The sequence below is a fragment of the Schaalia canis genome (assembly GCF_003858455.1).
Lineage (GTDB): Bacteria > Actinomycetota > Actinomycetes > Actinomycetales > Actinomycetaceae > Pauljensenia > Pauljensenia canis.
This window is the reverse complement of sequence record NZ_RQZF01000005.1, coordinates 1-15,286: the sequence shown is the minus strand read 5'-3', so window position 1 is coordinate 15,286 and position 15,286 is coordinate 1. Positions and strand designations below refer to the sequence as shown.

At 59.6% G+C, this 15,286-nt stretch carries 14 protein-coding genes and 1 CRISPR repeat array; of the genes, 8 read left to right on the top strand and 6 right to left on the bottom strand.

From position 1 onward, the window contains the following. Positions 1–258 precede the first annotated feature (258 nt). The gene (locus tag EII11_RS06140) at positions 259–957 is read right to left on the bottom strand and encodes a YflT domain-containing protein (protein WP_240623089.1); all 699 of its coding nucleotides are present in this window, start codon (positions 955–957) and stop codon (positions 259–261) included. A 93-nt stretch (positions 958–1,050) separates the two neighbouring features. Between EII11_RS06140 and EII11_RS06135 the strand changes: the two genes are divergently transcribed. The 4 genes from EII11_RS06135 (at position 1,051) to EII11_RS06120 (ending at position 4,787) form a co-directional block, all read left to right on the top strand. Further along, a complete protein-coding gene (locus EII11_RS06135) occupies positions 1,051–2,340 on the top strand; it encodes a magnesium transporter MgtE N-terminal domain-containing protein (RefSeq protein WP_124870505.1) in 1,290 nt (429 codons plus the stop codon). Beyond that, entirely contained in the window at positions 2,333–2,944 is a 612-nt protein-coding gene (locus EII11_RS06130; protein WP_124870195.1) for a DUF1003 domain-containing protein, read from the top strand. Before EII11_RS06135 ends, EII11_RS06130 begins: the two co-directional genes overlap by 8 nt. A 22-nt stretch (positions 2,945–2,966) precedes the next feature. Next, positions 2,967–4,091: an Mrp/NBP35 family ATP-binding protein gene (locus EII11_RS06125; RefSeq protein ID WP_124870192.1), complete on the top strand. Its 1,125-nt coding sequence runs from the start codon at positions 2,967–2,969 to the stop codon at positions 4,089–4,091. 66 nt (positions 4,092–4,157) lie between these two features. Continuing rightward, positions 4,158–4,787 (top strand): O-methyltransferase, encoded by a 630-nt coding sequence (locus EII11_RS06120; RefSeq protein WP_124870190.1) that lies wholly within the window; start codon positions 4,158–4,160, stop codon positions 4,785–4,787. Between the two features lie 152 nt (positions 4,788–4,939). On the opposite strand, the gene EII11_RS06115 is transcribed toward EII11_RS06120, so the two are convergent. The 4 genes from EII11_RS06115 to dapE form a co-directional block, all read right to left on the bottom strand. Next, the gene (locus EII11_RS06115) at positions 4,940–5,317 is read right to left on the bottom strand and encodes a DUF5684 domain-containing protein (protein ID WP_124870188.1); all 378 of its coding nucleotides are present in this window, start codon (positions 5,315–5,317) and stop codon (positions 4,940–4,942) included. Positions 5,318–5,679: 362 nt separating this feature from the next. After that, positions 5,680–5,844, bottom strand: a complete 165-nt coding sequence (locus tag EII11_RS06110; protein WP_124870186.1) for a DUF3117 domain-containing protein — start codon at positions 5,842–5,844, stop codon at positions 5,680–5,682. Between the two features lie 142 nt (positions 5,845–5,986). Further along, positions 5,987–6,736, bottom strand: coding sequence for an LOG family protein (locus EII11_RS06105; RefSeq protein ID WP_124870179.1), 750 nt, complete (start codon positions 6,734–6,736; stop codon positions 5,987–5,989). Positions 6,737–6,894: 158 nt separating this feature from the next. Next, positions 6,895–8,001 carry a succinyl-diaminopimelate desuccinylase gene (gene dapE / locus EII11_RS06100; protein WP_124870177.1) on the bottom strand — a complete coding sequence of 369 codons (1,107 nt, stop codon included), beginning with the start codon at positions 7,999–8,001 and terminating at the stop codon, positions 6,895–6,897. A 261-nt stretch (positions 8,002–8,262) separates the two neighbouring features. On the opposite strand from dapE, the gene EII11_RS06095 reads away from it, so the two are divergent. The 4 genes from EII11_RS06095 to EII11_RS06080 all read left to right on the top strand — a co-directional run bounded on the left by EII11_RS06095 (position 8,263) and on the right by EII11_RS06080 (position 12,473). Next, entirely contained in the window at positions 8,263–9,093 is an 831-nt protein-coding gene (locus tag EII11_RS06095) for a purine-nucleoside phosphorylase (protein WP_124870174.1), read from the top strand. A gap of 47 nt (positions 9,094–9,140) precedes the next feature. Then, positions 9,141–10,832, top strand: a complete 1,692-nt coding sequence (locus EII11_RS06090; RefSeq protein WP_124870171.1) for a phospho-sugar mutase — start codon at positions 9,141–9,143, stop codon at positions 10,830–10,832. 181 nt (positions 10,833–11,013) lie between these two features. Beyond that, positions 11,014–12,069, top strand: a complete 1,056-nt coding sequence (locus tag EII11_RS06085; RefSeq protein ID WP_165867085.1) for an FRG domain-containing protein — start codon at positions 11,014–11,016, stop codon at positions 12,067–12,069. 47 nt (positions 12,070–12,116) lie between these two features. After that, the gene (locus EII11_RS06080) at positions 12,117–12,473 is read left to right on the top strand and encodes a hypothetical protein (RefSeq protein ID WP_124870165.1); all 357 of its coding nucleotides are present in this window, start codon (positions 12,117–12,119) and stop codon (positions 12,471–12,473) included. Between the two features lie 49 nt (positions 12,474–12,522). Here the strand turns inward: EII11_RS06080 and EII11_RS06075 are convergent, their stop codons facing one another. After that, on the bottom strand, positions 12,523–13,149 hold the full coding sequence (locus EII11_RS06075; RefSeq protein ID WP_124870163.1) for a hypothetical protein: 627 nt from the start codon (positions 13,147–13,149) through the stop codon (positions 12,523–12,525). Between the two features lie 337 nt (positions 13,150–13,486). Continuing rightward, positions 13,487–15,285: direct repeats of the CRISPR family, unit length 29 nt; unit sequence CGGGTAATCCCCGCAGGTGCGGGGAAGAG. Position 15,286 lies beyond the last annotated feature (1 nt).

Here is a 15,286-nt window from a genome sequence, read left to right as displayed (position 1 = left end):
GCGGCTATCGCCTTAAAAGATGTTATTTGTCTTCGAGCCTAGAGCGTCGAGATGTGTTGCGCTATCAAAATGGGAGCAAACTTGGCCCCGATCTGAGTGTTTTAGCTCAAAATTCCACATTCCTGAGAAGAGAAAACATAGAATCTCAGGACTTTTTCAGGTAATTTCCATGAAATAGCCATGCTTCATGAAAAGACGCCCTATTTGCCACCTCAGATGACAAATAGGGCGCTTTCTCCCCCCCATTAACAGGAAATCTCACTCCTTCATATTCGGAGCCTCATTCTCACTTTCGTCAGACTCCCCCGCAGGAGCAACAGTACTCTGGCCGGGGTCGGATGACTCCGCTGCGGAAGAATCAGACAAGCGCACACCAAAACGCGGCTTCTCATCAGGACGAGAACCATACTCCGTAGGCCCGTCCTTTTCTTCCCTCACCCGCCTAGGTGCCGGGCGGCGCTGATTCCCCGGAGTCTTTTGAAGCAACTCAAAGGCTTTCGCCACATCGGCTGCCGCGAGAACCGCATACCGTGAGGCAACGACCTGAGAATGTGAGGTGAAGTCACGCTGTCCGCCGGTCATCATGTACAGCAGCACCGACATGACGACACCTGCCAGCGCGCCACCTCCCATACCGGCAAACACCCACAGCGAGGCACTTGCACTGGATGAGGCGAAAGACACCATAAGCCCCATGAAGCCACCCCACAGCGCGCCTGAGGAAGCACCCGACAGAGCCACGCGCCCCGTGGTTAAACGTCCCGTCACCCGTTCTACGAGATGCAGGTCAGTGCCGACAATGGTGATGGACTTGACATCAAAACCACTATCGGAGAGGTAATCAACAGCGGCCTGGGCTTCAAGGTAGCTGGCATACGAGGCAACTTCCGTCCCCGAAGGCATCATGGGGACCTGCAGGCGCGGGTTCGGTCGCGTAGTGTGACGTTCAGACATCATGTTCCTATTGTGAAGTGATTATGGGCTGTCCTGTATGCCGAACACACAGATTCATCCTATTCAGCCTAGGCTGTTCCTGTGACTAATGCACCGATGAATGTAGGAACCAGCGGCCGCCGCGTCTTTATCGCGCGTCTAGCAGGAACAGGCGTCTTTGACCCCCTTGGCGAAAAGGTGGGAAAGATCCATGATGTTGTCGCGACCTTCCGCCCAGGTGCAGCAGCCAATGTCATCGGCTTTGTTGTCGAAGTCGGCCCGCGACGCCGCGTCTTCTTACCCCTTGGTCGTGTCACCGCCATTAAATCCGGGGCCGTCATCACCACCGGCCTGCTCAATATGCGCCGTTTCACACAGCGCCCACTCGAAACCCTCGTGCTCTCACAGCTCTTCGACCGAGTCGTCACCATGAACGACGGCTCCGGCGAAGCCACCGTTATTGACGTTGCTATGGAGCAGCGCCGTCCTCGCGACTGGGTTCTGTCCAAACTACACGTCCAGCGTGTACGCCTGTCCTCCCTAGGATTCCAACGCAAAGGCGAAACACTCACTGTTGACGTTAGTGCAGTCAGCGGCCTACTCACCGTAGACGTCACCCAGGGAGCCAGTACGCTGATCCTCCAGACTGAGGCAATGAAGCCTGCTGACCTTGCCGATCTTATCCACGACCTCCCCGAGGACCGTCAGCTCGCCGTCGCAAAAGCCCTTCCCGACGATCGCCTCGCCGACGTCCTTGAAGAACTTGGCGATGACGACCGAGTGTCGATCGTTTCTCGTCTTGACGCTACCCGCGCCGCAGATGTTCTCGACGTCATGCAGCCTGACGATGCGGCCGACCTCGTCGGTGAGCTCCCCGTGGAGCAAGCCCAATCCCTCCTTGCCCTCATGGAACCCGAAGAGGCCGAGGACGTGCGACGACTCCTCACCTACGAAAAATCCACAGCCGGCGCCCTCATGACCACCGAGCCTGTCATTCTCGGCCCAGACGACACTGTTGCTCAAATGCTCGCAGCCGTCCGCAGGGAGGACCTCCCCGCTTCCCTGGCCACCATCGCCTGCATTGTGCGTCCCCCCATGGAAACACCCACCGGCCGCTACCTGGGGATGGTGCACATTCAGCGGGCACTACGTGAACCTCCCCAAACCCAACTGGGAACCATCGTGGACAGTGACATTGAGGCGGTACCACCCTCGGTTCACGTTGCCACCGTCACCCGCCTGCTCGCCACCTACAATTTGACAGTCCTTCCTGTCACAGACGAGGACGGGCACCTCTTGGGCGCAGTTTCCGTTGACGACGTCTTGGACGAACTGTTGCCCGAGGACTGGCGCGACTACGATGACGAGGTCACCGACCGACTAATGGCAAGGAGCATTGATGGCTGACGCTCTTGATACCCCGATTGAACGCGCCAGCCGTTTCCGCCTGCCGCGGATCAACTTTGAATCCGAACGCCTTGGCCGTAGCGCCGAACGTATCGCTCGTTTCTCAGGCACGCCGCAGTTCCTCGTCTACCTTTCGGCCTTCGTTGGCTTCTGGCTTGCGTGGAACACTCTTGCACCCGCTCACCTACAATTCGACCGGGCAGATCTGGGCTTCACGGCGTTGACGCTCATGCTGTCGTTGCAGGCTTCCTATGCTGCCCCGCTGATTCTCTTGGCTCAAAACCGTCAAGACGACCGCGACCGCGTGCAAGCTGAGCAGGACCGTCAGCGCGCCGAACGCAACCTCATGGATACCGAGTACCTCACGCGTGAAATCGCAGGTCTGCGCCTTGCTTTGCAAGATGTTGCGACGCGTGATTTTGTCCGCTCAGAGCTTCGTGCTGTCTTGGAAGATCTCCGCGAAGAGTTTGAAGAGGATCGACGAGAAGAGGAAGAACGGCGCGAGGAGGAGCGCCGTGCCGATGATGCCAGTGATGCTGACGCGCATGACATTCACGCGGACGAGCCGCGTGAGGTCACACCTACGTCGGAAGAGCAGCACTGACCCCACCGCGTAGACTAGAGGCATGTCTGTCTCTGAAGAACTGGTGATGGCTGCCCTGGCGACCGTCAATGACCCTGAAATCCGCCGTCCCATTATTGACCTGAATATGGTCGATTCCGTTGAAATTGACGGCTCCACTGTGCGGGTGATGATCCTGCTGACCACCGCTGGCTGCCCGATGCGCAATACAATTACGGCAGATGTTGAGGCCGCTGTCGGCGCTGTTGAGGGCGTGGAAAAGGTGATCGTCGACATGGGGGCCATGACCGACGAGCAGAAGAAGGCCCTGCGCGAGAAACTTAACGGTGGCCGCCCAGAACGTGAAATTCCCTTCAATCAGCCCGGTTCTTTGACCCGCGTCATTGCTGTGACCTCCGGTAAGGGAGGTGTCGGCAAGTCTTCAATGACAGCTAACCTTGCGGCGGCCCTTGCTAAGCGTGGCCTGAAGGTCGGCGTGATGGATGCCGATATTTACGGCTTTTCGATTCCTCGCATGTTGGGAGTCACCACTGATCCGCAAGTCATCGACGGCATGATTATCCCTCCCGTTGGTGCAGGTGGTGTCAAGGTTGTGTCAATCGGCATGTTCGTTGCCGACGGCCAGGCTGTGATCTGGCGCGGCCCGATGCTGCACCGTGCACTTCAGCAGTTCCTCGCTGATGTCTTCTGGGGTGACCTGGATGTACTACTGATTGATATGCCACCGGGCACCGGTGATGTTGCGATCTCTATTGCTCAGCTACTGCCAAACTCAGAGATTCTTGTCGTCACGACGCCTCAGATTGCTGCCGCAGAGGTTGCTGAGCGAGCTGGTTCCATCGCAACTCAAACCCAGCAACGCGTCATCGGTGTTGTCGAAAACATGTCTTTCTTGCCTCAGCCTGATGGCACTCGCCTGGAGATCTTCGGTGCTGGCGGCGGCGAGTCCGTCTCTGCGCGCCTTACCGCGCAGCTTGGATACGCTGTAGATCTGCTGGGTCAGATTCCGCTTGATATCGCCCTGCGTGAAGGCGGAGATGTGGGCGCACCTGTTGCTCTGGCCGAGGGCCCCGCTGCGGAGGCTCTTCAGGCTCTCGCAGCCCGATTGGGCGAGCACACCCGAGGGTTGGCTGGACGCCCCCTAGGTGTTTCTCCCATCAATAACTAGAGTGTCTGAGCCACACTAGGCTTAACTGTAGGATTCCAAACCACTATCGACATCCGTGGAGGGTTCATGTCTGAGAAAGCACAGACCTGGCAATACGTCGAAGAGTACATCTCTGAAGGAGAGATCATCACTCAGGCGCGTGAAGCTGCGGTTGACCTCGGCGCTGCGCCCGTCTCACCCGGTGTTGGTGCCGCCTTACGCATGTTGGCCGCCGTTGCTGGAGCCCGCGCCGTCCTGGAAATCGGCACCGGTGCAGGCGTCTCTGGCCTGTGGCTGCTCGACGGTATGGCATCCGATGGCGTCCTGACCACCATCGATCACGAACCAGAGTTCCACAAGTACGCGCGCCGAGCCTTCCAGTCTGCGGGTGTTTCCTCGCAACGTACCCGCCTCATCTCGGGGCGCGCACTGGATGTACTGCCACGAATGGCGGCGGGTGGTTACGACATGGTGGTCATCGACGCAGATGTTTCCGAAGCTCCCGCCTACCTTGACCATGCCGTGCGCGTCCTGCGACCCGGCGGAAGTGTTGTCGTCGTGCGGGCGCTGTGGCACGATCAGGTCGCTGACCCGGCCCGCCGCGACGCCGACACGGTGGTAATGCGTGAGATCGGTCGTTTCCTTGCACAGTCGGAGGACTTTGTCCCAGCCCTACTCCCCGTAGGTGACGGCCTGGCTGTGGCAGTACGACGTTAGAGCCTGTTGCCAGAACTACTTTTCTGATCCGAGCCATGTAGAGGGCCGTTTTCTGGCGGTGAAATATAAAGCGGTGTGGGGGTCGAGTGCTATGCACTCGACCCCCACACCGGTGTTGAAAAGAATCTGAGATTCAGATTTTCAATGGCACCTTAGGCCTGGACGCCCTGGTACTTTGCGTCGCCAAAGCCGAGGATCAGCATGAAAATGGGGCCAAGGAAAATCAGGCCAATAGCGAAGGCAATGCTCTTACCGAAAGCAGCGGCAAGCTTCACCATCAGCCAGATCGCGAAGAAGAAGTTGACGAGGGGGACGAGAGCGAGCAGGAACAGCCAGCCGTTACCGACGGCGATCTTGGTCAGAGTGTAGGCGTTGTAGAACGGGATGATGGCGGCCCAACCCGGCTCGCCCGCCTTCTCGAAGATCTTCCACATGGCCACGATTGAAATGACCGAGATAACCAGCGAGGCTGACAGGAAGGGAACAGAGGTGTAGAGGGCAACAAGGGCGTTGGGATCTTGATATTCCACGGTTTGACTCCTATCGGTGAGTGCATTGCCCACCTGAAAGTTTAGTGAGCATCGCTATTTCAGGTAAGACTGTAGCGTTTCCTCCCCGTCTAGATCTATCTTTTCCATATCCTGACATACCTCTTAATGAAATAAGAATCACATTGCATTTTGACGCACTTTCCCATCGGATATGCATGCCGTTTTTTGACATCCGATATAGAAACGGCTTAAACAGTCTTTAAAATATATCAGCTCTAAGCGATTTACTTATTTCTCCCCTAACTCCGTTCATCGAGCGTGCCCACATCCCACCACAGCCCACATAATCAAGCTCCCCTCACGCCCGGGGCGTGAGGGGAGCTTCGAAACTGAGAAGAATCTTAGACTGCCTCGGCAAGAACCTTGGCCAGTTCTGATGCCTCCTCCGGCGTCAGCTCAATGACCAAGCGGCCACCGCCTTCACTGGGGATGCGCATGACAATGCCGCGTCCTTCTTTCGTTGCTTCCAGGGGTCCGTCGCCAGTCCTCGGCTTCATTGCTGCCATGGTTTTCGGCTCCTCACTGTTTGTTCGCCTGCCGCATCGCCAGGATCGCTTTGCAGCTCACTACGCCATCATCGCGCAGCACACATCAGCCTCATTTTACTCAATATTGGCCCATTTGCGCAGGGAATCAGACCTCAGATTCTCACCGAGATGCTGAGTTCTGCACCGTAACAATCCGTACAGCCTCTGCAGGATCGTCAACCACCTGAAATAAATCATTATCTCCTGGAGAAATCATCCCCTGCTCCAACAGGCTCTCCTTGAGCCACTCTGCCAGGCCCGACCAATACTTACTACCCACTAACACGATTGGGAAGGAACGAATCTTTCGCGTCTGCACCAAGGTCAACGCCTCGAAGAGTTCATCAAGGGTGCCAAAACCGCCAGGCAAGACAATAAACCCGCTGGAATACTTAACGAACATCGTCTTGCGGGCAAAGAAATAGCGGAAGTTAATACCCACATTCACCCACTGATTCATCCCCTGCTCTTGGGGAAGCTCAATACCCAGACCAACCGAGGTGCCCCCAGCGTCCCAGGCACCTTTATTGGCAGCCTCCATAGCACCTGGGCCACCTCCAGTGATCACCGCATAATCGGCCTCAACAAGACGCTGAGCAATCTCGTAGCCAAGCTGCCAGTATGGATGATCCTCCTTGGTACGGGCAGAGCCAAAGACAGAAATCGCAGGGCCAATCTCCGCGAGCGCACCAAAGCCTTCAACGAACTCCGATTGGATGCGCAGAACACGCCAGGGGTCCTCATGGAGCCAGTCGGCCCCCTGCCCAACACGAAGCAGGCGCTCATCAGATGTTTCCTTCGGGATCTGCGCGCCACGCAAAACCACCGGGCCACGCTGGTAGGAACGACGACGTCCATTATTTTCAGCCATTTACCCTTGTCCAATCTTCATCAAGTAGGGAGTGCTGCTTTTACGATAGTCACGCGCGCGCCTGCATGCGCAGCGAACACATGCCCTTCCCTTAGAACACTCCAGCACTTTCCCGGACTATCCAGCCACACCGAAAACGAACTAAGGACCTCGCACCATTAGGCAGGTTCAGGAGCAAGCCATGCCCCCAACACCTCCACACACCGGCGAATCTCTGCCACGGCGACAGCCTCGTCAATCGTGTGCGCAGCCAACGGATTACCCGGCCCATAGTTGATGGCGGGGATGCCCAGCGCACCAAAGCGCGCAACATCAGTCCACCCCTCTTTAGCGTTGACCTGCACGTTCCCACGGGCCTTCGCAATAGCAGCGAACTCACGCGCAATGGGCGCATCCATACCGGGGCGAGCCCCCGGGGACAGGTCATCAACCTCAACGACAGCGCCGCTTCCCTCGAAAAAGGAACGCACGAAAGCGAGAGCGTCCTCGCCAGATGTAGATGGCGCAAAACGATAATTGACAGTCATCCTCGCCGTATCGGGGATAACGTTGGCCGCTCCCCCACCACTGACCCCAACAACCGACAACGATTCACGGTAGGCCAACCCGTCAACCACAACCGTTGGATTACCAAAGGCGGCGATAGCGTCAATAACGGGCGCCATTTTATGGATCGCGTTATCCCCCCTCCAGGCGCGCGCCGAATGAGCGGCCACACCCGGGAAGGTGGCAATCACACGCAGCGTGCCATTACAGCCGCCCTCAATGTGAGCGCTAGTCGGTTCGCCCAAGATTGCGAAGTCCCCCTCAAGGAGGTCTGGGGCTTCACGGCTTAAACGGCCCAGCCCATTAAGCGCGTCAGCAACCTCCTCATGGTCATAAAAGATCCATGTCACGTCATGCCGGGGGGCGCTCAGAGAGCACGCCAGATGCAGAGCAACCGCTACCCCCGCCTTCATGTCGACAGAGCCTCGTCCAAAGAGCGCATCCTCACCATTGAGGCTCCCCCAGCGTGAGGGCACATTATCTGCGATCGGCACAGTATCGAGGTGACCGGCAATAATGACTCGCGTGGGACGCCCCACGTTCGTGCGTGCCACCACCGCGTCAGCATTACGCGTGACCTGCAGGTGCGGGCAGGCCGCGAGCGCTGCTTCAACGGCATCGGCAATACAGGCCTCATCCCCTGACACTGATGGGATGTCCACAAGCTCGGCGGTGAGTTGAACCGGATCAGTCACCGTCAACGTCAGTGGGGTCAGCATGGCGCCTCCTCAGATTTCGCGTGATCCACGGCCTCAACACTGCTACTACACTACGGGCGCCCCGCTTCACGTGCGCCTGCTACGGGGAGGAGCGGCATGGCTCAGGCGATCAACCCGCGTGCTCCCCCTCACTCTAGGCCACACCAACACTGCCGCACGCCACCGACCACACTATGCACCCTCAACCGCCTCGCAGATTGAAAGGAAGGACAGCCTCTCACCGTGTTCTCATTCTTCTCTGATCTGAGTTAGCGTTAAGGAATGACTACTGACTCTCATTGCCATAACGCCCGCGATCCTTTCGAGCTCGCGCGCGAGGCCGCCGACGTCATCGCTGACCGATCCGGCATTGCCACCCATGAACTTGCCCTCGTTCTCGGCTCAGGATGGGGCGGCGCCGCTGATCTGCTGGGAGAAACCGTCTCTGAGATTCCTGCCTCTGAAGTGCCCGGATTCCACGCCCCCGCCGTAGCCGGGCATGTTCCGGTCATGCGCTCAATCCGAATTCACGGAACCGACCGCCACGCCCTCGTCCTCGGCTCGCGCACCCACTACTACGAGGGCAAGGGCGTGCGCGCGGTCGCTCACGGGATGCGCACGGCTGCCGCCGCGGGTGCCTCGCACGTCATTTTGACCAACGGCTGCGGCGGATTAAACCCCGAGTGGGCGCCCGGCCAGGTGGTCCTCATCCGCGACCACATTAACCTCACCGGCGCCTCCCCTCTGGAGGGCGCCACCTTCGTTGACCTCACGGATCTGTATTCTCAGCGCCTGCGCGACCTTGCCCACGAGGTTGACCCCACGCTACCCGAAGGCGTGTACGTGCAGTTCCCCGGCCCTCACTACGAAACCCCCGCTGAGGTAAAGATGGCGGGAATCCTCGGCGGTGACCTGGTGGGCATGTCCACCACTCTGGAGGCTATCGCGGCACGTCAAGCTGGTATGGAAATCCTGGGCTTGTCGCTGATGACCAACCTGGCCGCCGGGATCTCCCCCACCCCGCTCTCCCACGAGGAAGTGATCGAGGCCGGGCAGGCTGCCGCTCCTCGCGTTGCTCGCCTGCTGGCTGATATTGCTGCTCGTATCCACTGAGTTTTACTGACACCCGTTAAAAACTGACACCATTTAAAGGAGAACCTGTGTCTTTTGATGTTGACATTGTGAAGGCCTGGATCGCAGACGATCCCGACGCCACCACCGCCGCTGAAGTCCAAGCCCTGCTTGACGCCGCACTGGCTGGCGATACCGCCGCTGAGGCCGACCTGGCTGATCGCTTCGCTGGCGTGTTGGAGTTCGGCACCGCTGGCCTGCGCGGTCACCTGGGCGGTGGCCCCAACCGCATGAACCGCGCCGTCGTCATTAAGGCCGCCGCTGGCCTGATGGCGGTGCTGCGCGAGCGCGTGGGTGAAGGTTTCAGCGTGGTCATCGGCCACGACGCCCGCTACGGTTCGGAGCAATTCGCCCTCGACACCGCCGCCGTAGCCGTTGCCGCCGGTGGCCGCGCGCTCGTTATTCCCGACGCCCTGCCCACCCCCGTGACTGCTTTCGCGTTGAACCACCTCAATGCTGACGCTGCTGTCATGGTGACGGCCTCCCACAATCCACCCGAGGACAATGGGTACAAGGTGTACCTGGGTGGACGCGTTGTCACCGACGCTGGCCGCGGCGCACAGATTGTGCCCCCATTCGACGCTGAAATCTTCGCCGCCATTCAGGCAGTTGAATCCGTGGCCTCCGTGCCGCGCGCAGAGTCAGGCTGGGAGCTGCTGGGAGCAGACCTGGTGGAGGACTACTACTCACGCGTGGTGCCACTGGTTCCCGGCGGCCAAAAGGACCTACGCATCGTGTTGACCTCCATGCACGGCGTGGGCGGCGACACCATGGCCGAGGTTTTGCGTCGCGCGGGTTTCACGGATGTTCACCTCGTGGCCGAGCAGCACTCCCCCGACCCCGACTTCCCCACCGTCGCCTTCCCCAACCCTGAAGAGGTCGGCGCCCTTGACCTGTCGATGGCCCTGGCTCGAAAGGTTGACGCTGACATTATTCTCGCCAACGATCCCGACGCTGACCGTTGCTCGGCCGCCGTACCCGACGCCTCAGTTGAGGGAGGCTGGCGTCAGCTCACCGGCGACGAGGTTGGCGCCCTGCTAGGTGAACAGGCCGCCGCACTGGCTGTCGAGGCCGGAGTGGAGGGTGCCGTACTGGCTAACTCCATCGTGTCCTCACGTCTGCTGGCTCAGATTGCCGCCGCTCACGGACTCACGCACCGCAATACCCTCACCGGCTTCAAGTGGATCTCCCGCGTGGAGGGCCTGGTCTTTGGCTATGAAGAGGCCCTGGGCTACTGCGTGGATCCGCAAGGAGTGAAGGATAAGGACGGCATTTCTGCCTGCCTGCGCCTGGCATACTTGGCCTCGCAAGAAAAGGCCGCAGGGCGTTCCCTGCTGGATGCTTTGGATGATCTGGCCGTCGCTCACGGCCTGCACGCCACCTCGCCCGTCACCATCCGCGTTGAGGACCTGTCCCTCATTGCTCAGGGCATGGCGAACCTGCGCGCCAACGGTATTGCCTCAATGGCGGGCTCACCCGTGGTGACCGTCGTTGACCTGGCAGAAGGCTCCGCAGACCTGCCTCCCACCGACGGCATGATGTTCCTGACCGAGGCTGGTGACCGCGTGATCGCACGCCCCTCTGGCACCGAGCCCAAGCTCAAGTGCTACTGCGAGGTCATCGTTCCCGTTGTCGACGGCAATGTGGCTGCCGCCCGCGCCACCGCTGCTGAGCGTCTGGATGCAGTCAAGGCCGATGTGAAGGCTGCGCTGGGGATCTGACACTATTCATCCCCTCTGGGGGATGTTAAGGCTGGTGGGGCGCGGAACTCGCAGGTTTCGCGCCCCACCAGCTCTTTTGTCAGTAAACCCCGCCACTTGTATCCCAGTTCAGGCAGGAGCGCTACAACGAGCGCTTCGGCCTCGTCACTCAAAAGCGGGGTCGTGTCTGTACTGTAGGGTCATGACGCAACCACCCGGCGACGCCCTCGTCAAACCTTCTTTCGCTGACGAGTTCTTTTCCGAGCGTGAGGTACATATTCCCGCGACCGATGCGGCCTCTTTCTACGCCGCGCTTGCTGAAGGAATGGATGCGGCTCCCCACTTCAATCACACAACCACGGGCAATATTGTCGAGTTCAAAAGCGGGCAACGCCGATTCCTTCGTCAGCCAGACGTGACTTTCTTTTTTCGCGGCCAAGCCGACGCATCATTTGGGCTGAATTCTTCCTTGTACCGGATGATTACCCCGTCCATTAAAGAGGGAATGGCGCACCGCGATATTGAACGCCTCCTCAACGAGGCTGAAAACCGCGTGCTCGCCGCCGCCCAAGAGCATGGAATTGTGCGCGGATTGACAGCCCTTGAATGTCTGACAGTGCTGCAGCACCACGGGGCACCGACCCGGCTAATTGATGTCAGTTCAGATTGGCGGGTGGCCCTTTACTTCGCGGTCGAAACTGACGATGCAAGGGACGCGCGTTTATTTGTCCTGAGCGCTCAGCACGGAAGATGGTTGCGTTTCCCAAGGGCCGACGGCGGCGGGTTAGCCTGGCAGCAGGGGAAGTTTCAACAGTGGGACACCGAAGTTGTCCCGATTCTTCTACCCTTCTCAGACGCGCGAATGGTCGCACAGCGCGGATTCTTCCTCGCTGGCGGGCTAGTGACCAACGCACACGGGCACAGGCAATACCGCCGCTCAGGTGAAGGCGGAGCCACACTCACTCAAGAAGAAATGCGCCAGATTTCCACGCTGGCCGTCAAGTTCCCCGTTCCCCGACAGCAAGAGGATCTTGCCGCCACCATCGCGAGCTTTGTCGAGGCTGAAAGGCTTGCGAAAAGTAAAGCAGGCAAGTACGAGACACGATGGTCGTCACGCGGTTTCAGCGTCAAGATCCCCGCGCGTTGGAAGAACGAACTTCGAGCATTGCTCGCTGAAGAGGGGTTATCGCGTGACGCCATTTATCCGCCCCTAGACGAGGTTCGCCGCCTCCTTCAACATGTGGCCCGCACCCCCTGAGCCTATGATGACTGATAATGCTTCACCGCTAAAGGAAAGGAACCGCCGTGGGATCATCAGGAAATAAGCGCGCGCTTGGCATGGTAATCCTCTTTCTTGCCGTGTTCGGCGGTTCCGGCCTGATACTTGGCATCCTCACCGGACAGGTCGCGCTTGTCGTAATGGGTGCTCTTGCGCTACTCGGTGCGCTCCTTTTACAAAGCCGTGTGCGAAAAGCGCTGAAGCACGATCTTGCTCAGCTTGCGCGCGAAGCCATCGGCCCCGGGCGACCCCTGCCAAGCGAGGAAGAGCAAGCACAGATGGCCCAACGGGCTGTTGAAGCGATCAAACGCTCCGGCCATGGTGAGGATTTCGTCGGTGCGTATCAGTACCTGTGCCGAGAATGGGCGCGAGAGAGGCGGTAGTTTTTCGCCTGCCAATCGGGATGGAACCAACCTCCATCGGGTGGATTCATCACCACTTCGGCAAGTGTTCCTTATCCGCAGGGAGGAACTCGATCGGAACACCTGACGCCATGACCTGTTCCATGATGCTACGCGTTTCGGCAGATAGGATGTCCAGCGGGTGGAGGAGCACCGTATTTAGCGGATCATAGTCAGCCAAACCAACGACGATCCCGTTAACCCGAACGTCTTGTGACAACGCGAGAATCCTGCTTTCATTCGCGTCAGCGATCTGGCTAATGAAACCCTCAAGATCATCTGCGGAGAAACGCACCGGAACGACCCGAATCTCAGCGGCTAGTTCACTGGCGCGCTGCCCGAAATCCTCTGGAAGAGCTTCAAGACCACCTTTCACATAGACGACCAACTTCTCCTCTCGAGGCGACAAAGCTGAACCCGCACATATGGATGTCGGGCACCTTTCGTTGATGTCAGCTACAAGCAAACGGCCTAGTTCCGATGCCGGAACGTTCTGCTCCATGTCAAGCCCAAGCTCGATCATGTCATGAGGAGTGTCATGGAAAAGACAGGCTCTTCCTTCCTCCTCAGCGAAGAAACGTCCGGCCGTCCAGCCAGCGACAACAAGTAGAAGTGCTACAACCGCCGACGATACGACAACCACCGCATTACGAAACATACATGACCTCCTCACGAACAATTCGGCCCTACTTAGCGACTTTACTTGTGATTAGCAACACACGCGCGGGGAAGGGGCACAATCCACAACCCACGCCGAACGGCTCCACGGAAACACAGCCACTCGCCTCCAGCTAGCACGTCACCAACGCGGCCTAAGCCCCCAACGCGCGCAAGAAACAGCAGCCACGCGCCCGAGGATTCACAGCTCGGCTCAGGTAAACGGCGAATGTGGGGGGGAGAACGCTGCCGGGCTGCTTAGAGCAAAACTGGCAGGGGGTAACCCCCGCAGGTGGGGGGGAAGAGCAATCTTCATCGCTAACAGTCAATCAACATAGCGGGTAATCCCCGCAGGTGCGGGGAAGAGTCCTCCCCTTGACGTGTGTACGGCGCTGTCGCCGGGTAATCCCCGCAGGTGCAGGGAAGAGACCTATCAGAACATTAACGACGCCGCCACGGACGGGTAATCCCCGCAGGTGCGGGGAAGAGCGCTTCTGCTAGCAGCAGATCAGCGGGTGTGACGGGTAATCCCCGCAGGTGCGGGGAAGAGTCCTTGGTAGGTGAAGGGGAAGGCGACGGTTACGGGTAATCCCCGCAGGTGCGGGGAAGAGCCCTACACCCTCAATCGCGGGAACGGTCAGGCCGGGTAATCCCCGCAGGTGCGGGGAAGAGTGCTGATACTCCTCGATTAGGGGAATCAGGCGCGGGTAATCCCCGCAGGTGCGGGGAAGAGGACATCATCCGCAGCGAAGACGTCAACGCAAACGGGTAATCCCCGCAGGTGCGGGGAAGAGAGCTAGGGCGCTTTTGTCTATCTAGGTGGCGGAGGGTAATCCCCGCAGGTGCGGGGAAGAGGAAGTCCCCAAAGTTGCGCACGCCAGACGGCGCGGGTAATCCCCGCAGGTGCGGGGAAGAGCGCAGCCTGCTCCAGACGCACCCTAGTGCCATCGGGTAATCCCCGCAGGTGCGGGGAAGAGGTGCTCACATCCGTAACGAGCTGCCACCTGTCCGGGTAATCCCCGCAGGTGCGGGGAAGAGTGTTTCGTTGGCGCGCGAATACGCGTGGGAGGCGGGTAATCCCCGCAGGTGCGGGGAAGAGCATTGCCGCCTACGCCCGCGCGGGCAATCAGGCGGGTAATCCCCGCAGGTGCGGGGAAGAGGCAGCAGCCGCGCGGCCACGGCGCACAGGGAGCGGGTAATCCCCGCAGGTGCGGGGAAGAGGAGGACTTCAAGGTTTTTCTTTGACTCGAACCAGGGTAATCCCCGCAGGTGCGGGGAAGAGCCGACAGCGATCTTGTGGGTGATGATGCTGGGCGGGTAATCCCCGCAGGTGCGGGGAAGAGTGCACGGTGTGGGCGCGCGAGTGCCTGCGCGTCGGGTAATCCCCGCAGGTGCGGGGAAGAGGATTCGTTCAACTCGTGTGCGTAGGCGGTTGCCGGGTAATCCCCGCAGGTGCGGGGAAGAGACGCTTTTAGGCGACACGCCGTGACAGGGTTACGGGTAATCCCCGCAGGTGCGGGGAAGAGACAACACTATGACCTCGCAGGAATTGGGGGACAGGGTAATCCCCGCAGGTGCGGGGAAGAGCCGCGCGGTGTCGTGTGAGCTGAAGCCGTCGTAGGGTAATCCCCGCAGGTGCGGGGAAGAGTCTGCGCTGGAGGGCAGCAATGCACGCTGAACCGGGTAATCCCCGCAGGTGCGGGGAAGAGGAGGCAGGCGACGACAAGGGCAGCCTCTTTGACGGGTAATCCCCGCAGGTGCGGGGAAGAGTTTGATTCCCCGGCTCAGTTTTTTGGTGGGGCCGGGTAATCCCCGCAGGTGCGGGGAAGAGCTCGTGCTCAGCGGCCGCCCGAGCCGCGCCCGCGGGTAATCCCCGCAGGTGCGGGGAAGAGGCTCACTGCACGCCCCTCATGCAAAACGTTGCTAGGGTAATCCCCGCAGGTGCGGGGAAGAGACGCATACAAAGCCTCTTCGCGATGGATGCTGCGGGTAATCCCCGCAGGTGCGGGGAAGAGCACCCGATACAGGGTCTCCCCGCAGGAAAGGCCGGGTAATCCCCGCAGGTGCGGGGAAGAGGCCCCCTGCCCCTGCGCCCCCACTGCGACCACCGGGTAATCCCCGCAGGTGCGGGGAAGAGG

Bases quoted from the DNA above. Each gene is read 5' to 3' on its own strand.
- EII11_RS06140 (WP_240623089.1), bottom strand. From the start codon at position 957: ATGATGTCTGAACGTCACACTACGCGACCGAACCCGCGCCTGCAGGTC.
- EII11_RS06135 (WP_124870505.1), top strand. From the start codon at position 1,051: ATGAATGTAGGAACCAGCGGCCGCCGCGTCTTTATCGCGCGTCTAGCA.
- EII11_RS06130 (WP_124870195.1), top strand. From the start codon at position 2,333: ATGGCTGACGCTCTTGATACCCCGATTGAACGCGCCAGCCGTTTCCGC.
- EII11_RS06125 (WP_124870192.1), top strand. From the start codon at position 2,967: ATGTCTGTCTCTGAAGAACTGGTGATGGCTGCCCTGGCGACCGTCAAT.
- EII11_RS06120 (WP_124870190.1), top strand. From the start codon at position 4,158: ATGTCTGAGAAAGCACAGACCTGGCAATACGTCGAAGAGTACATCTCT.
- EII11_RS06110 (WP_124870186.1), bottom strand. From the start codon at position 5,844: ATGGCAGCAATGAAGCCGAGGACTGGCGACGGACCCCTGGAAGCAACG.
- EII11_RS06105 (WP_124870179.1), bottom strand. From the start codon at position 6,736: ATGGCTGAAAATAATGGACGTCGTCGTTCCTACCAGCGTGGCCCGGTG.
- dapE (WP_124870177.1), bottom strand. From the start codon at position 8,001: ATGCTGACCCCACTGACGTTGACGGTGACTGATCCGGTTCAACTCACC.
- EII11_RS06095 (WP_124870174.1), top strand. From the start codon at position 8,263: ATGACTACTGACTCTCATTGCCATAACGCCCGCGATCCTTTCGAGCTC.
- EII11_RS06085 (WP_165867085.1), top strand. From the start codon at position 11,014: ATGACGCAACCACCCGGCGACGCCCTCGTCAAACCTTCTTTCGCTGAC.
- EII11_RS06075 (WP_124870163.1), bottom strand. From the start codon at position 13,149: ATGTTTCGTAATGCGGTGGTTGTCGTATCGTCGGCGGTTGTAGCACTT.